24 protein-coding genes and 1 tRNA gene are annotated in these 19,904 nt (G+C 57.7%); 11 read left to right on the top strand and 14 right to left on the bottom strand.

Translation table 11 applies throughout. The features are described 5' to 3' along the window. The first annotated feature begins 80 nt into the window (after positions 1-80). A complete protein-coding gene (locus ACSQ83_RS07940) occupies positions 81-2,186 on the top strand; it encodes a UvrD-helicase domain-containing protein (RefSeq protein WP_436227763.1) in 2,106 nt (701 codons plus the stop codon). A gap of 89 nt (positions 2,187-2,275) precedes the next feature. On the opposite strand, the gene ACSQ83_RS07935 is transcribed toward ACSQ83_RS07940, so the two are convergent. Then, positions 2,276-3,184 carry a c-type cytochrome gene (locus tag ACSQ83_RS07935; protein WP_436227762.1) on the bottom strand — a complete coding sequence of 303 codons (909 nt, stop codon included), beginning with the start codon at positions 3,182-3,184 and terminating at the stop codon, positions 2,276-2,278. A 333-nt stretch (positions 3,185-3,517) separates the two neighbouring features. On the opposite strand from ACSQ83_RS07935, the gene ACSQ83_RS07930 reads away from it, so the two are divergent. The 4 genes from ACSQ83_RS07930 (at position 3,518) to ACSQ83_RS07915 (ending at position 5,883) form a co-directional block, all read left to right on the top strand. Continuing rightward, positions 3,518-3,593 (top strand) — tRNA-Arg (locus ACSQ83_RS07930). 111 nt (positions 3,594-3,704) lie between these two features. Further along, positions 3,705-4,316 carry a hypothetical protein gene (locus ACSQ83_RS07925; RefSeq protein ID WP_436227761.1) on the top strand — a complete coding sequence of 204 codons (612 nt, stop codon included), beginning with the start codon at positions 3,705-3,707 and terminating at the stop codon, positions 4,314-4,316. Positions 4,317-4,450: 134 nt separating this feature from the next. Then, entirely contained in the window at positions 4,451-5,500 is a 1,050-nt protein-coding gene (locus ACSQ83_RS07920) for a type II toxin-antitoxin system RnlA family toxin (RefSeq protein WP_436227760.1), read from the top strand. Further along, positions 5,497-5,883: a type II toxin-antitoxin system RnlB family antitoxin gene (locus ACSQ83_RS07915; protein ID WP_436227759.1), complete on the top strand. Its 387-nt coding sequence runs from the start codon at positions 5,497-5,499 to the stop codon at positions 5,881-5,883. The genes ACSQ83_RS07920 and ACSQ83_RS07915 overlap by 4 nt, the downstream gene beginning before the upstream one ends. A gap of 98 nt (positions 5,884-5,981) precedes the next feature. On the opposite strand, the gene ACSQ83_RS07910 is transcribed toward ACSQ83_RS07915, so the two are convergent. Further along, positions 5,982-6,491, bottom strand: coding sequence for a hypothetical protein (locus ACSQ83_RS07910; protein WP_436227758.1), 510 nt, complete (start codon positions 6,489-6,491; stop codon positions 5,982-5,984). Positions 6,492-7,104: 613 nt separating this feature from the next. On the opposite strand from ACSQ83_RS07910, the gene ACSQ83_RS07905 reads away from it, so the two are divergent. The 4 genes from ACSQ83_RS07905 to ACSQ83_RS07890 all read left to right on the top strand — a co-directional run bounded on the left by ACSQ83_RS07905 (position 7,105) and on the right by ACSQ83_RS07890 (position 9,300). Continuing rightward, positions 7,105-7,629, top strand: a complete 525-nt coding sequence (locus ACSQ83_RS07905) for a helix-turn-helix transcriptional regulator (protein ID WP_436227757.1) — start codon at positions 7,105-7,107, stop codon at positions 7,627-7,629. A gap of 545 nt (positions 7,630-8,174) precedes the next feature. Beyond that, positions 8,175-8,420 (top strand): hypothetical protein, encoded by a 246-nt coding sequence (locus tag ACSQ83_RS07900; protein ID WP_436227756.1) that lies wholly within the window; start codon positions 8,175-8,177, stop codon positions 8,418-8,420. After that, positions 8,417-8,626 (top strand): hypothetical protein, encoded by a 210-nt coding sequence (locus tag ACSQ83_RS07895; RefSeq protein WP_436227755.1) that lies wholly within the window; start codon positions 8,417-8,419, stop codon positions 8,624-8,626. Before ACSQ83_RS07900 ends, ACSQ83_RS07895 begins: the two co-directional genes overlap by 4 nt. Further along, positions 8,623-9,300: a helix-turn-helix domain-containing protein gene (locus ACSQ83_RS07890; protein WP_436227754.1), complete on the top strand. Its 678-nt coding sequence runs from the start codon at positions 8,623-8,625 to the stop codon at positions 9,298-9,300. Before ACSQ83_RS07895 ends, ACSQ83_RS07890 begins: the two co-directional genes overlap by 4 nt. A 58-nt stretch (positions 9,301-9,358) precedes the next feature. On the opposite strand, the gene ACSQ83_RS07885 is transcribed toward ACSQ83_RS07890, so the two are convergent. From ACSQ83_RS07885 to ACSQ83_RS07875, 3 genes are all read right to left on the bottom strand, one after another. After that, positions 9,359-9,811: a phage virion morphogenesis protein gene (locus tag ACSQ83_RS07885; RefSeq protein ID WP_436227753.1), complete on the bottom strand. Its 453-nt coding sequence runs from the start codon at positions 9,809-9,811 to the stop codon at positions 9,359-9,361. A gap of 1 nt (position 9,812) precedes the next feature. Further along, positions 9,813-11,882, bottom strand: a complete 2,070-nt coding sequence (locus ACSQ83_RS07880; protein ID WP_436227752.1) for a hypothetical protein — start codon at positions 11,880-11,882, stop codon at positions 9,813-9,815. 110 nt (positions 11,883-11,992) lie between these two features. Beyond that, positions 11,993-12,208: a hypothetical protein gene (locus tag ACSQ83_RS07875; RefSeq protein ID WP_436227751.1), complete on the bottom strand. Its 216-nt coding sequence runs from the start codon at positions 12,206-12,208 to the stop codon at positions 11,993-11,995. 200 nt (positions 12,209-12,408) lie between these two features. Between ACSQ83_RS07875 and ACSQ83_RS07870 the strand changes: the two genes are divergently transcribed. After that, entirely contained in the window at positions 12,409-12,903 is a 495-nt protein-coding gene (locus ACSQ83_RS07870) for a hypothetical protein (protein WP_436227750.1), read from the top strand. A 150-nt stretch (positions 12,904-13,053) separates the two neighbouring features. Here ACSQ83_RS07870 and ACSQ83_RS07865 read toward each other — a convergent pair whose 3' ends face one another. From ACSQ83_RS07865 to ACSQ83_RS07835, 7 genes are all read right to left on the bottom strand, one after another. Then, positions 13,054-13,599, bottom strand: coding sequence for a hypothetical protein (locus ACSQ83_RS07865; protein WP_436227749.1), 546 nt, complete (start codon positions 13,597-13,599; stop codon positions 13,054-13,056). Then, on the bottom strand, positions 13,599-14,927 hold the full coding sequence (locus ACSQ83_RS07860) for a hypothetical protein (protein ID WP_436227748.1): 1,329 nt from the start codon (positions 14,925-14,927) through the stop codon (positions 13,599-13,601). Before ACSQ83_RS07860 ends, ACSQ83_RS07865 begins: the two co-directional genes overlap by 1 nt. Continuing rightward, positions 14,924-15,073, bottom strand: a complete 150-nt coding sequence (locus ACSQ83_RS07855) for a hypothetical protein (protein ID WP_436227747.1) — start codon at positions 15,071-15,073, stop codon at positions 14,924-14,926. Before ACSQ83_RS07855 ends, ACSQ83_RS07860 begins: the two co-directional genes overlap by 4 nt. Next, positions 15,070-15,432: a helix-turn-helix domain-containing protein gene (locus ACSQ83_RS07850; protein WP_436227746.1), complete on the bottom strand. Its 363-nt coding sequence runs from the start codon at positions 15,430-15,432 to the stop codon at positions 15,070-15,072. Before ACSQ83_RS07850 ends, ACSQ83_RS07855 begins: the two co-directional genes overlap by 4 nt. Before the next feature lie 10 nt (positions 15,433-15,442). Continuing rightward, positions 15,443-15,667 (bottom strand): helix-turn-helix transcriptional regulator, encoded by a 225-nt coding sequence (locus tag ACSQ83_RS07845; protein WP_436227745.1) that lies wholly within the window; start codon positions 15,665-15,667, stop codon positions 15,443-15,445. A 195-nt stretch (positions 15,668-15,862) separates the two neighbouring features. Then, entirely contained in the window at positions 15,863-16,000 is a 138-nt protein-coding gene (locus tag ACSQ83_RS07840; RefSeq protein ID WP_436227744.1) for a hypothetical protein, read from the bottom strand. Between the two features lie 108 nt (positions 16,001-16,108). After that, complete coding sequence (locus ACSQ83_RS07835) at positions 16,109-16,705, bottom strand: recombinase family protein (protein WP_436227743.1); 597 nt, start codon at positions 16,703-16,705, stop codon at positions 16,109-16,111. A 235-nt stretch (positions 16,706-16,940) separates the two neighbouring features. Between ACSQ83_RS07835 and ACSQ83_RS07830 the strand changes: the two genes are divergently transcribed. Further along, entirely contained in the window at positions 16,941-17,636 is a 696-nt protein-coding gene (locus tag ACSQ83_RS07830) for a hypothetical protein (RefSeq protein WP_436227742.1), read from the top strand. Positions 17,637-18,058: 422 nt separating this feature from the next. Here the strand turns inward: ACSQ83_RS07830 and ACSQ83_RS07825 are convergent, their stop codons facing one another. Further along, complete coding sequence (locus ACSQ83_RS07825) at positions 18,059-18,433, bottom strand: HGGxSTG domain-containing protein (RefSeq protein WP_436227741.1); 375 nt, start codon at positions 18,431-18,433, stop codon at positions 18,059-18,061. A 155-nt stretch (positions 18,434-18,588) separates the two neighbouring features. Beyond that, positions 18,589-19,251: a hypothetical protein gene (locus tag ACSQ83_RS07820; protein WP_436227740.1), complete on the bottom strand. Its 663-nt coding sequence runs from the start codon at positions 19,249-19,251 to the stop codon at positions 18,589-18,591. Between the last annotated feature and the right edge of the window lie 653 nt (positions 19,252-19,904).

Genomic DNA, 19,904 nt, shown 5'->3' with positions numbered 1-19,904 from the left:
GCTCACCATCTTGCTCACCACCGCGTACTTCCGGCAGCCGAAACGTCCGCCTGATTTACGCATCTCAAAGTGTCCGAACGATGTCCGCAGCAGGTATGAACGCCGCGCAATCCGAAGCGGTGCGCTATCTCGATGGCCCATGTCTTGTGCTCGCCGGCGCCGGCAGCGGCAAGACGCGCGTGATCACCCAGAAGATCGCCCATCTGATTGAAGGCAAGGGCTTCGAGCCGAAGCACATTGCCGCGCTGACCTTCACGAACAAGGCCGCGCTCGAAATGCGCGAGCGCACAGCCAAGCTGCTCGAAGGGAAGACGCTCACCACGCCCCGCAAGGAAGGCCGCCGGGTGCCGGTGAACCAGTTGACCATATCGACATTTCACTCGCTTGGCGTCCAGATCATGCGGCAGGAGGCGGAGCACGTCGGCCTGAAACCGCAGTTCTCGATCATGGATTCCAGCGATTGTTTCGGCTTGGTTCAGGAACAGCTCGGCACCACGGATAAAGGCTTGATCCGCAAGGTCCAGTCGATTATTTCGCTCTGGAAAAACGGCATGATGTCGCCGGATCAGGCGTCGGCGAGCGCGTCGAACGAAGACGAGATGCAGGCCGCCATTGTGTTTCGGAGCTACGTGGCGACGTTGCATGCGTATCAGGCGCTTGATTTCGATGACCTGATCCTGAAGCCCGCGCAGCTTTTCGCTGAGAACGAGCAGGTTCGCGAGAAGTGGCAGAACCGGCTGCGATATCTGCTGATCGACGAGTATCAGGATACGAACACTTGCCAGTACGAGCTGCTGAAGCTGCTGGCCGGTCCGCGTGCGGCTTTCACGGCCGTGGGCGACGACGATCAGGCCATTTACGGTTGGCGCGGCGCGACGCTGGAAAATCTCGCGCAATTGGGCAAGGATTTCCCGAAGCTGCATGTGGTGAAGCTGGAGCAGAACTACCGGTCGACCGTGCGCATCCTGACGGCCGCCAACAACGTGATCGCAAACAATCCCAAGCTGTTTGAGAAGAAGCTTTGGTCCGAACACGGCATGGGCGACTCCATTACCGTGACCGCTTGCAACGATGAAGAGCACGAAGCGGAATCGGTTGTGTTCCGGCTGTCGGCGCATAAATTCGAGCGGCGCGCGGCGTTTCGCGACTACGCGATTTTGTATCGTGGCAATTTTCAGGCGCGGATCTTCGAACAGGTATTGCGGCGGGAACGGATTCCGTACGTGTTGTCGGGCGGCCAGTCATTCTTCGATAAAGCCGAGATCAAGGACATCGTCGCGTATTTGCGGCTGATCGCGAATCCAGACGACGATCCTGCCTTCATCCGCGCGATCACCACACCGCGGCGGGGCGTCGGCAATACCACGCTCGAGGCGCTGGGTTCGTTTGCGGGTCAGGCGAAGGTGTCGCTGTTTGAAGCCGTGTTCATGGGCGGAATCGAGGCGCGGTTGTCGGCGCGGCAGGTTGAGCCGTTGCGCGCGTTCTGCGAGTGGATGCAGCGCTTGTCCGACCGGGCGGGACGCGATCCGGCGACCCAGGTGCTCGACGACATGATGGAGGCGATCCATTACGAGGCCTATCTCTACGATGCTCACGACGAACGTCAGGCGCAATCGAAGTGGCAGAACGTGCTGGAATTCTGCGAGTGGCTGAAGAAAAAGGGCACGAAACCGGAGGCGGAGCCGTCCGAGGATTCGGAAGCCACGGGTTACGACAACGCCGATGGTTTCGGCGATGAAGGCAAGAACCTGCTCGGCTTGATCCAGACCGTCGCGCTGATGTCGATGCTGGAAGGCAAGGACGAAAACCCCGATGCCGTGCGGCTGACGACGGTGCATGCGTCGAAGGGCCTTGAGTATCCGCACGTCTTTTTGGTCGGCGTGGAAGAGGGAATCATGCCGCACCGTGGCAATCCCGATGCGGACGCCGACGCTCCGGTCGACACCGGCCGGATCGAGGAAGAGCGGCGGCTGATGTATGTGGCGATCACGCGGGCGCAGCGCAGTCTTCATGTGAACTGGTGCAAGAAGCGCAAGCGGGCGCGCGAGACGGTGGTGTGCGAGGCGTCGCGGTTTATCCCGGAAATGCTTCTCGACGATGCCCCGCCGCCGACCGAGGAAGAAGCACCGATGTCGCCAAAGGACCGGATGGCGCGGTTGAAGGAGTTGCTGCAGAAGCCGGCTTGAGGTTTTAGCCGATCACGTACGCATTAAAAACCCCTGCGTTTTGTTTAGCGCAGGGTTTTTTAATTGGCCGCAGGTAAAGCTGAAAACGGCTATTTGACAGCAGCGACCATGTAATCGACGGCAGCTTTCACGTCGGCATCGGATGCATTCGATCCACCTTTCGGCGGCATCGCGCCCTTGCCGTGCAGTGCGTAGTTATAGACGGTGTCCATCGGTTCCTTCAGGCGTGGGGCCCATGCGTCCTTGTCGCCGTATTTTGGCGCGTTGAGCACGCCGGCCGCGTGACAGGCCTGGCAGACCTGCGTGTAGAGCGTCTTGCCAGCTTGCGATGCGTCCGCGCTTTGCGTGCCTGCCGCTGCGCCGGAACTGGCTTGCGGGACGTTCGCCAGCGCAGCGACTGCGGCGGCGGCCTGGGCGTTGTCGGTTGAAGCCGCGCCTGCTGCTCCGCTCGCCGGTGCTGCCGCCGGTGCCGATGCGCCCGCTGCCGCGCCTGGCGCCGGTTGGGCGGGTTCGGCGAATTTTGCGCCGGCGTCGTTAGCCATATAGACGACTGCTCGGGAGATTTCGAAGTCGCTATAGTCGTCGGGGCTGGTGCCGCCGCGTGCGGGCATGCCGCCTTTGCCGTTGAGCGCGTTGTGGAGCAGGGTGTCGTAGCCTTCCGCAATGCGGGGAGCCCAGTCGCCGGCGTTGCCGAACTTGGGTGCGCCCGCTACGCCGGCCGTGTGGCAGGTCGTGCAGACGGCCTTGAAGACTTCTTCGCCTGTTTTGTACACGCGGGGGGCGTTGGCGTCGCGTATGTCGACTTGGGCGACGGGGGCAACGCGCGCGGCGACTTCCGCTTCCGAGAGGGAGTCGGTGCCGGCGCCGGTGCGTGTCGTGTTGTTGACGTAGACGGCCAGCAGTACGATCACGACGATCGGAATGGCGAACCCGGCGACTATTGCCGCAATGAGTTGGCCGGGCGTTTTGATCGGGACTCCGTGGGGTGCTTCACTCATGCTCGTCTCGTCTCCCTTTTATTTGTGAGTCGGTTCAGCGTCGGTTCAGCAACGGCGTGACAGCAACAACGACTTTCTGGGGCGTTCGTGATGGTTTCCACCAGCACGGTCGATTATAGACGGAACGTTTACGTGGCGGCGTGCCCGCAAAGGCCTGTCGCAGCGCGTGTTAACCCGGATTTTTGTGTTTTAAAGGAGCGTGGTCGAGGATCTGGATATCGGTTGGCCTGGTCCTTGCGGTGGACGGATCGGCGGAAAACAGGTATTGTTTCGGACTCGCAGCGGTCCTGCCTCCATTGTTTTGTATATGGAACGCGGTGCCCTCGGTCATACGCGCCCGTAGCTCAATGGATAGAGTACTGCCCTCCGAAGGCAGGGGTTGCTGGTTCGATCCCAGCCGGGCGCACCAAGAAGGGTAGCAAAATCAAGGGCTTAAGACGATCAGTCTTGGCCCTTTTTGTTGAGTACGGAATTGGTACGGAAAGGCTACCAAGATTCGATTTTCGGAGGCGGCTAAGAAATGGGGTTTCTGCGTCGAATCTGGAAAGACCCGGTGTGGAGTAAAGTCATTTCAGCAGTGATTCTCCTCGCCTTGGCTTACGGCGCGCACCTGGCCGGTATCACGTTAGACGGCGTCTGGGCTGCCGCATTGTCCTCAGCTCGCTATTTTGTCGAGCCGGTTGCGTTGGCTCGATGGCTGCTATGGCTTTGGATTATGTTCACTGCGGCCGTGTTTTCTATCGTGGCGTTGCGAATCTACATTTTCGCCACTGAGAAGCCGGTCCAAGCGCCTCCGCCGAAACGCACCGCTTCGCTACCGCATCAGGCTTACGTAACAGATATGTTTTTCAAATTTCGGTGGCGCTGGAAAACCGCCGCGTCTGGCGAGGTTTGGGATATTTCCATGTATTGCCCTGCATGCGACCAGCAGTTGGTCACCTCCGATTTCGAAACGTACCGGTACCGCGAGTTCCATTGCGTATGCAGTCATTGCAAGTACACCGCCGAGGTCGATGGCAGTTCGCCGTTCGATATGGAAAATAAGATAAAGCTCGCAGCCGAACGCAAAATACGAACCGGTGAGTGGGAAAAAGCAGGTAAGGCACGCAAACCCGCTATGCGTCGCGCTTGAGGTCACTCGAAGCCAAACTGATGCTTTCGTAGGAACGATGCCAGATCCAGCGGGCAAGTTTCGCAGAGCCAAGAGGAAGGATCAGATAAGATTCACGGCCCGTCCCGCGCAGCCGTAGCCCACACATCACAAAAATGGCCGAACTTCAAAAATTAAACTTAGACCAGTCTCGCATCGAAACCGCTATCAAAGAGTTCGCGCTGAGCGTGAACGCTGAAGTGCACGGTCCCGAACAAAAGGGATCTGCACTCTCGTATGAACTTCACACGCCCGATCAACCCCCGGCGCTGTTGTACGTCTATAAGCGCACGGACGCAACGACAACGCTCCAGTGCACAGTGGGTAAGAATCAGGCGTTATCCGCTCAAGTTGCACAATTTGTGGCCGATAAATGCAGTCGTGTGCCTGTCGCTGCCCGACCGTTGACGTTAGCGCACATCGATCAAGGAACATGGGATCTCGTTCTAGAATATCTCACACTCGAAGATTGCAAGCTTACGCCTGAGCCGATCAATCACGGCGTCCGTATGAAAGTCGTCGGTTCCCAGCGGGACCAGGTTTTCTTGCATCGATACAACACCGGGAAATTCCTGATGCAGGGACGACCGATGGCCGTATACGCAATGGTGGTCTCGATTCTCTGCGAATATCAGGAAGACAAGCGCGAGGTCGTGCAGGCCCAGTTGGAAACGGTCGAGGTCCATACAACCCTTGATGGGCTATACGCAGAGTTAAGGGAGAACATACCTACCGCTTTCGACTTCATGGCCGAGACTGGCTGCGCAATCCTGGCCCCCGGCGTCGCGCTAGGGAAGATTGCAGTTGAATTACCGGACTACTCCGGTTTTGCTTTCCCGGCTCTTCGCGGTCTAGAGTACTATCTGAAAGAACTGTTTGTAACAAACGGATACAAGGTGCCACCGAGTGCAGGCCTTGGTAGTTTTTACAATGGCACAACGTTGAAGTCGGCTTGTGCGACTACAATCGGGTGCCAGCGCACGGTCGAAGCTCTTGAGACGGCGTACAAGTTGCATGATAAGCACCGCAACGGTCTGTTTCATGCTGATGGAAGTGCTCCGAGCATGTCGCGAACCCTCGAAACTCGGCAAGAGGCAACTGACATCGTTTATGAAGTCTTGCGGGTTATCGAAAATACATATTCCGTGATACCAAAGAGGCAATGACCAGAACTAAGAGCTTTTCTCTCATAAAGGGTCCCTCGCCAGCGTTCCCTTGTATCGGTTTCTCGCTTAGTAGTGAGCGGCCGGAGGCATTTTTGCCCAAAATGGAACAGGAGCTAAAGCGCAACGCGTACCACGGGCGTGTATTGATTGACACCTTGGCATGCAACGGGATCTCGAATCGTCGATTTTTTGTTGGCGAATTTGACGGGGAAACGCTCGTCCATTCCACACTGAAGATTGCACCGCCTTCGGAAATTGATGCAGACACCCAGGAATTTTGTCGCGCGTTTTACGCGAATCATCATGAGGTCCTGGAACGATCGGTACTCAGTCCCTTTCAAAAGTTCAAGCTTTCACACCCACACCCACAGCTTTCACGCTGAACTTCGGCGCGTTCGCTCGTCAGTGACGCTGGCTCGACTCAGGTCGGACGCCCGTGCATAGGCATCCAAAAATAGTACCGCGAGCGACTTGCCGATCGTCAGTTGGCCTGTTTGCCGTAAACGTGCAACTGGCCGCTGATAGCGTCAGCCATCACAGCCTGGATGAGTGATCCATCGGTCACCGGAACAGTTTCGGTCTTCACGAGTCGCCCAGAGTAGTAGCTTCGACTTTTCACGAACTTACATGGCGGCGCGCAGGAAATAATATTGGCTAGGTTTCCATCGACTATCTTGATGGACCGTATCTCCTGCTTCTCGCCCAAATACCGAACCATTAGGAGTGCAGCCGTTGCACGACCGGCTTTCTTGTCATCTTCGCTAAGCGCTCGCTGATAGCCGTATTCGCCATCTTCGGCCAATGCATACGCATGCTCCGGCGCGGGTGGAGGTTCGTTCTTGGCGATCTCAGCTTGGGGCTCTGTAGGCTGTGCCGAGGCTGCTGCGGCTTCACTAGTGGGCGGCGTTGCCTTGTCGCCGCATCCATAAAGCATTGCCGTTGCCGACCCGATCACTGCTGCGGCTACCACCCCTTGTATGAAAGTTTTCATGGTCTCTCTTATTTTGGTTATCCGCATTATCGGCGATTCGGACAAAGTCTTGAGTCGGTTTCTATTGGATGCGGGTCCGAACCAACACATGAAGCCGCAGGACTCGAACCGATGCGATGTTGATCATGCGCGATATGAATGGTCCGCATTATCAATTCCTAACTTTTTTCACAAGCGATTCCGCGACGGTATCGCGTCCGGTTGCGCCATTAGAATTGCTTCTGCACGATGCTGGATTTAATCGCTAGGGGCATCGATGCCAGAAGACGAGACGCTTTGGACGAACGCCGACCTGGCGAAGTATCTTGGCTATAGCGTGACGTCGGTCGCCAGAATGGTAACTAAGTCACCTAATCGCTTGCCGCCTCGGGTAGCGGGGCTAGGACGGCCGCGATGGGCTCCATCGGTGGTCAGGCAATGGGTGATCGATCAGAGCACGCCAGCGGTCCCTGGCGCTAAACTAGGGCGGCCACGTCGGACACCCAATGTCGATTAGTGCGACCGCATAGGTATTCGATCGCGCTATTTTGCTCGTTGCAATACCGCTATGGGCGCCCTTCATCTCAACCTTGGAATCATTTGCTAGTCTCCAATTTTGTGAGGAGACCACAGCATGAACGCATTATTTTGGGTAATGGGTCGCGTCGATGGCCGGCTCGTTCTCAATATCGATGAAGTCGCCGACACGCTCGGCTTGGCCGTGCAAACGGTTGATAACCAGATCGACGATGGGTCGTTCCCCATTCCGTTGCGGAAACAGGGTCGGCGCTGGCTTGCCGATGCCCGCGATGTCGCCGAGCACCTTGACTTGATGAGAGCGCAGGCCCGCGAGGCCCATGATCTGGCGCAGTCTCGTCGAAATGCCAGTCCCTACGCAGCCATGGGGCGCCGCAAGAAGGGCGATCCGCCGTCGCCTTCCCCCGATCTCGACCATGAAATGCTACCTCGAACGAGTGTGAAGAGTTTTGAAGAAATAGTCCGAGAGCTAGGAGAAAGATGGGTACGGTCACAAAACTCACCATCAGCCGAAACGCCGCCGATTGAAGATAGCAAGGACGACCCAACGAATGCCGCACCAAGCATTTTTCCCTCGCCGGAGAAGAGGCGCTCCGCGAGCTTGGCAAAAAGTGGCAACTGACGATGATCCGCGACGGGCAGGCGCGGCGAAGATGCCAGAGATTTACACCCCAGGTCCACCTGCGTTGACGCGCGCGCAACCGCCATACGGGTGCCGGCACGATCTTCAGGGCTGCGACATGCTCTACGGTCCTCGGTAAGTGACGTTTCGCTGACGCCTTTATAAAGCGGAAATTTATTTGGTAAAACGGCAACTCACATTGTGAAACGACTGCATTTTCTTCACATCGAAACAGATTATTATTTATTCATACAGAACAATGATTGCGATTAAGAACTATTAACGGACAGCCACGCCGAAAGTAGTATTTCCTCAAATCTTGGGTCAATCGTGCTCCTTCAGAAAATTTTTAGAGATAAAGCTACTGTTAGCGAAAAAAAATACTTTCGCCAGCATTTATGTCGAATTTAATAGGATTTTTATGAACTAATTTCTTATTGTTTTTCAACAAGTTGCCGGTTTTTTTGATGTACCCAAAGTTTAAGATTTGATGCTAATCTGGTGGTGAGCCGTTTCGCTGAAGCCACGACGAAGGGGTAAGTGCTATGAACCGCGTTACTCACGATCCAAATGATCCGAATCTGTCTAAATTAACGACAGCCCAATATGTCATTTTGCGAGAAAAACTGCTGGAATTAAAACGTGTTCACGGTATCACGGAAGTCAGTATGCGGATTGGAAAAGATCGGTCGATTCTGTGCGCCATTGAATGGCCCGATAAAAAAACAGTGCATGTCGCAAGCACCTCGATCGTGAGGCACGAGAAGGAGAAGAGGGGTGGGGCGTCGTGATCTTGTGGCTGCGCGATACGAATGTTGTGATCGCCTTGGTTGTTGCGCTCTTTGGATTGGCAGGTGCTGTGATCAAAACAGGGTCAGCAATCCCGTGGCGCATTTCAGTAGTTCGAGCTGCAGAGCCCGAAGAGAGCCGCACGCCTGAGCCACCGGCACCAAAGGCGTTAGGCAAAGTAACGGACGTTAAATCAGATAAAAAATGAAAATAACACTGCATCTTCTGAGCTGCGTCCAGCTCCTCTCCCAGCATGCGGCGCTTGGCGCGAACGCCGCATGCTTTGTGCTGCGCGCTAAAAATGGGCAAGAAGTGATGACCCGTTCAACATCCATTGCCCTTCTTTACTTTGACGATCCATGTCTTCGCGGACGTGTCCATCAACCAATGGAGTTTTCTGAAATGAAAAAGGCAACTATTTTGGCCGCATCGCGACCTGTGCTGATGGAGGCTAAAGAGCCCACAGCCTTGGAAATCAAAGAATTTCGTCACAATTTGGGCTTGACGCAGAAGCAATTCGCCGCCGAGTTTGAGATTCCGTTGGTCACGATAAGGCGCTGGGAGCAAGACCTGAACACTCCGCGGCATACAAACCCTATCTTCGCCATGTGGAGAAAGCTCGCACGTGACCCGCAAGTGCAAAAAGAGCGGGATGATCGTCGACGGCGTGAGCAAGGCGCGCTGCCGGCCGCCAACATGGAAGCGGCTCCGGCTCCGGCTCCGGCTCCGGCTCCGGCTCCGGCTCCGGCTCCGGCTCCGGCTTCCGATGACGGACGGCGTTCCTCAAAATTATTGGCGGCTTTGGTGCTGCAGATCGGACCACAAGAGTGGGGACATTTTCATCACGCGAGTTCGTCGGTGATGAATTTGTTCGGGTCCTGACGCATGCGATGACACTGTGTGTGAAGCTAGGGCACCGATGTAAGGCGCTCGATCAGGCTCATTTTTGAGCATTGCGCATGGCGGTAACGATCGCCATGCCGAACGTCGCGCTGATCATCGGAAGGGACGCGGCGCCAGCGGCCCCAAGGAAGCTGCGTGGCGGGGTCTTGTCCGTTCCGGCTTCCTGCGCAAGCGCGATTTCGCTGTCCGAGCCGATCACTGCCTCATGCTCGCCAACTTCACGATGGATGGACTCGCGCATTTCGCCAGTGCGTAGAAGCGGTTGGTCGGCCGGATAGCCCTTGCTGGTCCGATCTGCTACGGTCGACTCAGCGAGGGGCGCCCAGGCCGGGAATGGACCGCTGGGGCCGTTGTAATGCCCGATGCGGCCTTTCGCCTCAGTCTCGACGTGTTCCGCGCAGTGCTCAAGCGCTTCGTGAAGGTGGTGGTCGAGGTCCTCGGAAGCCTTGCAGAGCATTCGGCCGAAATCGCCTAAAGAAGGTCCAGTCATATCAGTTCCCTGTGGTGTATTGGGTGTGCGGCGACACGTTCGGGTCGAAGAAGCCAGTGCCGAGCGACGTGCTGGTCTTGCGTACGATGCTCTGGACGACCTTCGTATGGATCGGCGTGCCATCCATGACCGCGTGAACCGTGACGTTCATGCCGCCGTTCCCGCTTGACGCGACGTGCGGGTCAGTCTTAGCGCCAGGCATCCAGCCAGGCATGTACGGCGTCAGGGCGCCCCACGGTCCAACCGTCTTGTGCTCAGGAACCGCGGCCGTGTCGATCGCTGAGTTCGTGTTGCTGAACTTGCCTGCGTTGACGACCTTGAAGAAATCTGTGCCGGCCCTGATGGTCGAGATCACGGCGGGCAACACCGTCTCGCCAAAAGCCGTCTTGAAGTCCTTCCAAGCGGCGTTGAACTCTTGCTCCTGTCCGGTCAGGGTCGCCTGCGCCTTGCCGACTGCGGTGTCGATGCCCGGCACGATTTTCCGCGCGTTGACACCTTCCATGATCGTCGGCAACTGAACGCCGACCTTGTCGAACATGGCGCCCCCCGTGTTGCCGAACAGGTCCGAGTTCAACTTCGACTGCTGGTTGATGTCCAGACCGCGCGCCTTGTACTGCGGCAGTACGTAGTCAGCAAACCACTTGAACGGGTTGGCACCGAACTCGCTCGCGTGCATGAGCGGAATGCCGTCGCCGGTGAAGTGATCGACGCCGCCCTTCGCGTTGAGCACGACCTTGCTCATATCCCACGCGCCCATCTCTTGGATGGTGTGCAACTGCGTCTTCGTGGCCTTGGTGATGCCCATCAAACGCTTGCGCGCGGTGGCGAGTGCCGTACCAGCCGGGCCGCCCTTCAATTCGCCCAGCAGAGGCTCACCCCAGCCGAGCAACGCTTCGTCGCTGATCGTCATGCCGGCGCCCTGAGACGTCCGCATAAACTGGCGAAGATTCGAGAAATCTACTTGACCGCCAGACGTTACAGTCGTGCGGTACGCGTTTTCGATCGTGCTATTGAATAGCTTAGGGTCTCGGATGGCGCCGCGCTGTTCTGCAAAGCGCAGCATGTCCATTTCCTGACCTTCCGTCAGTTCGTGGCCCGACAGGATGCTCGCAAAATGGATCTTGGCTAGCATCGGGACAGCCATCTTTGCGGCGCGCAGTGCTTCGCCACCGTCGAGGCCAGATTCGCGAAATGCGCCCTGTGCCTCAATCATGTACCGCATCTTGTCCGTGTTTGACGCGCCCGGAACGCTCAGCCCGGCTGCATAGTCGAACGCGTTCTGATTCTGCGCTGGCGACATGCCGAACATCTCGAAGCGTCGCTTCTGAAGCTCATAGTCTCCGGCCGCTTCGGCGCCGCTCTTGATTGTGGCGTAGGCCATGTAACCGGCCGCCATTCCTGCCATCACCGGGACGCCGCCGGGTATGCCCATGCCGACGCCGCTAAAGCCAGCCCCGCCCGGGCCGACGTGCATGCGGCCGTGCATGCCATTGCCGCCCCGGCCTCCATGCCCGCCGCCTCCGCGGCCTCCCGAACCGCCGCCCGGGGGGCGACCGCCGAGCATGAGACCACCAGGGATCGAAGGCAGAGCGCCGAGCGAATGGATCGACTTCACCTGATGCGCGAGCATGGCGGCATTCGTCGACGACGAGCGCAGCGCACTGCTCAGTGAACGGGTCGACTCGGCCAGCAATCGCATTTCAGGATTAAACGCCGTGATCTTTGCAAGATGACCGGTCAAGCGCCCTGCGGCGCCGTCCGACATATCCAGTTCTTTCATCAGCTTTCCAGCGCCGGCCGCTGCCTTGCCGTCGAAAGCGGACATTTTGCCGAACGTCTTGACGAGCAGCTTTGCGTGCTGATCGGTCTTCATGACCGCTTTGTCGAGCGCTGCGGTGTAGTTCGCCGCCTGCTTGATGCCGCCGTTTGCCTTGCCGATTTGCTTGAACTGCCGGTCCAGCGCGGCGACTTGCAGTTCGACCTTCAGCAGGTTCTTTGAAAGCGCCAGGAGCTTCGGCGAAATCAAATCGTTCAGCGTCAGGACTGTGCCGACGCGGAATGCTTCAATCATGGCTCATTTCCGATGATGGATTGTCTAACCGAGTTAGACACGAAACGATCATGGCGAAAGCCTGCGCGCCAGGATCTGATTTGGAGGTAGCCTCGCCGGGCTTGGTTGTCTCAGGCGATCCCATAGCCGCCCGCTCCGTATGCCAGCCCGTAATGCTTAGCGAGCGGAGCGATGAACCGCGCACCGTCATGCGTCCAGCCGATGCTTACAACCGAGTGTTCAGGTATCTCGATTGCCAATTGGTCAAAACCGGGCGTGTACGAGTCCGCACCGGCCGAGATCACGCCGACGACGACATCGTTTTCAACAACTGCAAATTTGTTCATAGGTCCACCGTTCGATTGATTGGGAAACTAGCCGCCCGGAGGCGGCCGCTGTGCTCACGCTGCTAGCTGTGCCGAGCAAGCCGGTGCTACCTTCGTTAGATCGATTGCCTTCACTGCGCGGATGTATGCAACCCCATGCTTTGGACGAGGCAGTCTCTGCGTCGTGCCGTCTGCGCCGATGAATCACGAAATCATCAGCCATGCGTAGATTTCCTTACTTTTTTAGAGCGGGAGATGAGCCGGAAAATGATGCACGCACCAACGTGCGAGAATCGGATCTCTTTATTCACCAATCCAAACACAAAGGGGCGCAAATGGACGACCAACTGCAAATGAGTTTGTTTGAGCAGCCAGACGGGTCGCACCAGGTCGTTCTGTCTCTGCCTACGGGCCACTACTCTATGAACTCGGAGCAGCTGTCCGCTGTAATCGACGGCATGGTCCAGAATCGCATCCGGATGATCCCGGCAATACCTATGGACGCTCCGCCGATACCGAACATGCAAAACGTCGCGGAATCTCCTCCAATGCGATGGGCTTACGACGAAATGAACGATCGTGCGGCGTTGGTTATCCGTCACCCTGGGCATGGATGGGTCGGTTATGCAATTCCGATTCCAACAATCGAGGAACTGATTGCTGGCCTGCAGAACATAGTCGATGTCCGAAACTCACAACGCCAGAGACCGAATTAAGCTTAGCGCTTCCTTGCGCCTCGATCGCCGTGGTCCGTCCATCGTGGTACGTAATTGTCTGGATCAACTGGGCACGCATTCGTTTCATTGGCAACCTCCGTTAGGCACGCCGCGTGAACCGCTTCCGCGGCGGCTTTGGGTTCATCTGGATCAGGTGATAGTCGACGTCGCGGCTGGGAGGGTTGTCGACGCGCCGGCGATGACTGCCTTGAGCGCGTAGACGTAATCCCGCACAGCCGCGGCGAAGTCCGTGAAGTTGGCCGCGGTGAACGGACGGAAGGCGCCTGAAATGTCCGCATAGTTGAACGTTGACGCTCCACCGGGGAAGCCCTTGCCGGCGTTCAGGCTCGTCTCGACGGCGATGATGTCCATCTGACTGATCGCGTCGATCGCATACGTACCGTTGAGCGCAGGAGTGCTCGCGCTGGAAATAGTCAGCCCGATGGACATCGCCAGATTCGCCAAGCTGGAAATCGACTGGACAGGTACGGCCGGCGCGCTGAAGGACCAGACGCCGGACGAGATCTCAACTGCCTTTTGTCCCGGCGAAGGAATTTCTGATGTGACGTCAACGAGCGATGCAACGATGTCTGGTGTGAATCGATCCTCGATAGGAATTTCGCTTCCGTCCGGCCACGTCTCTGGGGCGATTATCTCGACGACCAAACCGCCCACAATCAATGCGTACGTTTTCATTATGCGAACTCCCAGACAATGACATAGCCGTGCAAGCCGGCGCCGCCGATTTGCGCCGCGCCGCTCGTCGCAGTAAATGCACCTGAACCGCCTTGCCCGAACTGCTGCCCGGGATTTCCAGGGCCAGTGCCGCCGCTGATCGTTACGCCGCCTCCATAGCCCGGTGAAATGCCGCCCGCGCCGGAACCCGCTGCACCAGCGGAGATGCAAACCGATGGCGGTCCCGCGTTGCCACTCTGGGCCAAGATGGTTTGCAGTACACCGCTCACACTTGCACTTGGCAGTGCCGACGTATTGCCGCTGAAGAGCGGACCCGCCGTGGGTCCAAGGACGTTTCCGCCTGGTCCACCTGGGCACGATACGTATGTGCCAAATGACGTCGTGCCGCCCGCTTGACCTGCCGCAGCCGCAGCACCGGTTGATCCTCCGACGCCAACTGTTACCGGAACGGTTGTGATGCCGGCGAGCGAGATTTTCACGACGGCGCGCGGGCCAGAGTGTCCGCCTGTGCCAAAGCTGACCGTTGTGCTTGTTGCAGCATTCGAGCCGCCGCCCTGCCCCCCAGAGCCTTGCACATCGACGATAGCGAACGTAGCGCCCGGAGTGGGCGTGTAGGTGCCGGTTGATGGAAACACTTGAGTGTTCAGCAAGCGGCCGGTTGTCGGGACTGCCTGGATCTGGCTCAGCAGATTATTCGACAGGAATGGCGCGCCCGTGTACTGCGAGATGTTCGCGCTCGTGATCGTAGTCGCGCCGAATGGCACGGTCACAACCCACAAGCCGTTGAAGCCAGCGTCAGGCGTAGGCGTTACCTGCGAGCCTGTCGTGGCCGCTGCACCCGGCTTGAGCTGCAACTGGACCGTGTTGTCGCGATAGGTATTGTTTGACGTGCCGGTACCGTTCGGACCGCTGAAGGCGACGGCGGGATTGGCGGCGTTATAGTAGGGCAATGTGACAGGGCCGCCATCCACTTCCTGGAACGCGCCTTCGATCAGATAGTTGATCGAGAAGCCGGCCGTCGTCGGCGCCGGGCACGCGAAGTTGACGGCGGAGAGCAGGATGCCTTGTTTTACCAGCGGGGTCGCGTCCGCAGATAGCGACGAGTAAGCGCCCGTGTCCGTGGCTTGCAGAGAGTACGCGCGCCCCGGATTGACGTTGACCGTCATGCCAGCAGGACCGGTCGGAACGCAGCCGAGACCGGAGAACAGCGTGCCAGTGCCGAGCATGTCCTGCAGCACGTGGCCGATGGCTATGAACGACCCCTTGTTGGTGTTCAGAATGTCTGTTTCTAGCGGCAAAGCGCCCGCGAAAACTTGAACTCTTCTCATTGATTTTTCGTTTCCAGTGAATTACGTGTGAGGTGCGCCACGATTTCGTCGAATGCGCGCTCGCCGTCATCGCCGTCATCGCCGACATAGACGGGTCGTCCGTTGCGCACTGCGGCGTCGCCGTCGTTCGTAAGTTTTAGTTTCATAGAGTGAGGGCCGTGGTGTGATGACCGCTTGGCGCGACAAACGCGTCGAACAGATCGGTCTGCGGGTCAGGGAGCAGGACGTAGAGAGCAACGCTGTGGAGTCGGCCGCCATCGGTCGGCAGTGGCACCCGAGTCATTAGGATGTTTTTGCCTTGCCGATGACGAAGCTCATGTACCCGCGCCGCCGGCATCATGATGTCGAGGTCGCGCCTCGCTTCGATCGTGGAGACGGGACCGGTCTCTAACGCCGCTAGAAGCCGCGCACGTTGCGCGTCGGCACTGTTCGACGTATCCTTCGAAACGGTGGTCAGGGCTGCGTTCTCGCGAGGAACGTGGCCTTTTTTGTTTGCGGTGGTCATAGCGTGCCCCTCAGGCTTGAGGAGCGGTGCAGGACTCAATCCATCGACGAACAGCGGTAACTTCCCACGCGATCGCGTTTTTCGACATCCGTGCTGGCTTTGGAAACGTGCCGTCGAGCACCCGTCGTCTGAGGGTGCTGGCACTGATGGGGATTATCTGAAGAAGCTGCTCGCGACGGATGAAGCCGTCGACAGGAAGGTAAGCGCGAGGCGCGCTTGAGGCAGTGATAGGCAAGATGCCATCTCCAAAAAAGGGCGATGAAATGCCGCCCGGGGTGGTCCCGTGAGTCGCATTTCGTTTCCTCTAGAGTAGATGGCATCAACGTGTGCCAATGGTGTCCATTGTAGGCACGCACGTTCAATCTTGCAACAAGAATGTTGAGGATACCTAAGCGGTATCTGCCTGATTTGAAACAAGAAAATGGCCTGACTAGCCGCCGCGCTTGGCCTTCCTGTTCGCTAGCAAAGTCATGTAGTGAGCGGCGCTCAACCTGAAAATTACGCTGCTCCATACCTTCTCGAAATCTGCTTGTTTTTGAGCTTCGGTCTTTGCTGTTGCTTGAATCATGGTCACACCTCGATGGCTTTTTTATCCGGGACCGCCGGCTCGGTTTGGGAAATCTTGCTTCGCTGGCCGGCAAGTATCGATAAGCCGGTCGGCAATAGAGGTTGCAAATCAGGCCGCGGAGTCAACCTCGATTCCGCGCTCGCGCACCCGCTGAATCGTCGTGCGGCTCGTCTTATAGTCGCGAGCAAGCTGCGATACCGATTCGCCGGCAGCTAGGCGCTGTAGAACCTGGGCATGCTGATCGTTGGTAAGGGCGGACGGACGCCCGGGTACTACTCCTTCAGCACGTGATCGAGCTAGGCCCGCTTGCGTGCGCTCGATCAGCAGGTCACGCTCGAACTCGGCGACAGCGTTGAGCACTCCCATCGTCATCTTGCCGGCCGCGCTCGTAAGGTCGACGCCACCGAGCGCCAGGCAATGAACGCGCACGCCAACGGCGTCGAGTCGTTCAACCGTAGCGCGCACGTCCATCGCATTGCGACCAAGTCGGTCCAGCTTCGTAACGATCAGCACGTCGCCGTGCTCGAGACGATCAAGCAACTTCGCAAACGCCGGCCGCTCGCTGGCGGCTACGGACCCGCTAATGCTCTCGGCAACGATCCGCTTCTGGTCTACAGCGAAACCCGCAGCAGCTATCTCGCGCACTTGGTTATCTGTGTGTTGATCGACGGTGCTTACTCGGGCGTAAATGAATGCGCGTGACATCTGTTGCTCTCCCCTGAAATGCTGCACGAAACCCATGAACGAATCATATAGGGTGCACGAAATAGGTCAAGGGTTATTTTCGTTCATGTCGGACGAGGGTGCACGCAACCGGTCGGTTTCGTGCGAATGCCGGATCGGACCAAACGACTGCCGCGGGATGGCACGTGGAATCGGGGTATGATCGACGCCCGAAGTTTTCTCAATCAAATAAGCCCAACCGCGTCGGAGATATTTAGTGGACAAAGAAGTCTTGGAGGCGTCACTGAGCGGTCTCGACAGGTGGGCCATTTGCGCCCTCATTGTTCTCGCGATCGGGGCGGTCGGAGCCGCAATTGTTGGGTTCCTGCAATGGCGTACCAATGATCAGCTGCGCGCGATCCAGACAGCCGAAAACTTGGCTCAACAGAAAGAGATATTGCGGTTGTCCTCTGAGTCCGACGCCTCCCGAGCGGCGATTGCACAAGCCAACAAAGAAACCGCGATTGCGCAGCAGAACGCCATGGAGGCGAAGCTTGAACTGGAAAAATTTAAAGCGCCGAGAACGCTGTCTGTGGAGCAGCAAAAGCGCATTTATGAGAAGTTGCTTGCATTCAAACTCATACAATTTGACGCTGCAACCGTAAACGAGTCAGAGGCGGTGTACCTTCTCGACGGAATTGAACAGATACTTGTAGCTTTGGATTGGAAGGAAACGGCGTGGCCCGGCGACCCAAACATTCATAGAAATGGGAAGCAGCCTATCGGCCAAGCCGTAGAAGTTGGCATAAGCGTCCAAGTGGACGCGTCACAACCCGAGTTAGAAAAAGCGGCCAAGGCACTGTCCGCCGCGCTGGTTGCTGAAGGAATTTCCGCAAGGGCCGAGTTCACCCCGCCGAATAGCCCAAGCAAAAACAAAGATGTCCTGCATTTGATAATCGGCAAAAAAATTTAGCACTCGGATTTCGCATGCGCTCGCGTGAGCGCGTGTCATTGGATTATTTCGCAAATCGGCGTTTCGTCAAATTTCGTCATTCATGGGGCATTTCGCAGATAGGGCCATCCATGGGGGTTAATCTCGCAAAACGGGCCCACGGCCCTCGGCAACCCCTTGACAGGTCGTTGCATGGGGTTGTTTTGCAAAACAGGCGCGCGGTGGGAAACGAGGCAATAACCCTTGGGTTTCCCACCGCGAACCGCCGGCGAATCTGTAGTTTTCTGTAGTAGCCGATGTCAGGTTCGCCGGCGGCGGCCGATGTTGGGTTTTGTTGGGTCGTCGATGGTCGTCGCTTGGCGCTGCAAGACCTAGTTTTCCCTACCCCTCATGGGCTTCGATTCAACCGACGCAGTCGCCAAGACTTAACAAAACTCAACCGTTCATGGGGTTTGCTTCGTTTTCGGCGCGTTGCCGTTCAGAGATGAGCGCTTGCGGCCGGCATCGGTGCGAGGGCCGGTCGACATGCCGCCATGAAGTTTGCAGCGGCCGTTGCCGTAGATCGATGTGAGTTTGCAGGGCGTTCCGGCGCGCGTTTTGGCGGCGCATGTTATGCCAACGAGATCGTCAGGGAATGGAGGGTGCGGCGGAAGTCTGGGCGGCAAAGGAATGCAGCCGTTGCGCAATATGCTCTGGACGATTGCGAAGCCGTCCAACTGCCGATGATGCTCGAGCTCGATCGCCTCGCGCTCGGCCGTCACGCGGTCATATTCGGCGCTGTAAGCTTTATAACGCTTCCGTTTATCGTCATCGCTCATTGGCGGAGGGTTTGACCGTTTTGTGGGGCTACAGCCGTCTAAGGACGTCCCGGCACTGGCGCATGAGGGCATTGAACTGCCGATCGCTCTCGATGGCGCCAGCGGAGCGCAGACCGTGTTTCCACGCGTTTTGTGCCGCAATCTCCTTGCCCTCGTCAGTCTGCGGCCCCGTCGACTGTTGCCACGGCTGCCAGCGCCGGATTGCGGCGGCCTGCGCGGCCCTTTGTTCGGGCGTCCAATGTCTGCGTGCCATATTGCTCGCTCACTAATAGTTCGTTCGGTTGATCGCCGCTTTCCCCGTGTGCGCGCGCGACGGGCTCGACGCCGTTGTTCACTTGCTGATTCCCGTGCGCAACGTTCTGTTGCTTCACGAATGACACGGCACGCGGGGCTTTCAACTCGCCCAATACCCGCAGCGTCGATGCCGATTGCTGCTGCGCCTTCAGCGCCATCCGCATATAGGCTTCCAGATTGGGCATGGCGTTGCTACGGAGCGCGCGGCGGGCGAACTCGTGAAAGATTGCCTCGCATGTGTGCGCCTGGGCTAGCAGCATCGCTTCAGTCTTCGCCATGTTGCCGTCCCGCGTGACTTCAAGGAAGCGTTCCGTCAGCGCTGCATTGACCTCGAAGAGGCCCAGCTCGGCACCGCCCATCGTCGTCCCGATTAACTGATTCTCTGTGAGCGCTGCCCTGAATGTCGCGCTTCCTGCCAGCCGCGCCAGTGTCTTGTCGCCAGATTCGCTTTCGCGTGCCTCGACGGTCATATCGGCGCGCTTCTCAGCCGGCTTGCTCGGCACCACTGCTTTTGTTTTCGCCATCACGGAGGACTCACTGAGTTGTAAGGTAACGCATCGCGCGTCACTTCTGATTTGTGGGGAGATGAACGAACTGCGGGTCTCCCGGGTCGAAAACCCATGGGTTACCCACAGGAAACCTGGCCGGCACCAAGTTTTACCTAGTAGCCTGCGCCGCACGTCGAGCATTCGTGAAGCAATGCTTGGGCAATGCCCGGGGCATCATTTTTCGGCCAGCGGTTGCTGATACGGCAACGGTTGCTCAATCGGCAACTGGCGAGTAACGCACCGGGCGTTACCGGAGCGCGTTACCGAGCGTTGCGTCACCGTGCGTCACATCGTGTCACGGTTTGCGCGTGACCCATCCGTGACGGCCAGATGGCTCGTTTTTGGATAAGCAAAGGGTTAGCTATAGCTCAGCCATGCGCGTGTCCGCTTCCGATGCGGACTCTTTGCGCCCTGCGCCCCACGCGATGGGCCATGGCGCGATCGCGAGACGTCGCACCGTCTACATGACCGTCTACAGATGCAAGCCAACCCACGAACGCGATGCAGCTTTTAGAGCGCGCATTTTTCGGGAGATCGACCGAGTTTTCCATAGAGAGCCATTTACCTTCCTTTTCCCATCAAAGAACTGAAGACGGCGAAAAGACGCCTGCAGATGGTAATTCTTAGAA

The sequence above is a fragment of the Caballeronia sp. LjRoot29 genome (assembly GCF_964252755.1).
Classification (GTDB): Bacteria; Pseudomonadota; Gammaproteobacteria; order Burkholderiales; family Burkholderiaceae; genus Caballeronia.
This window is presented reverse-complemented; position numbering and strand designations above follow the sequence as displayed.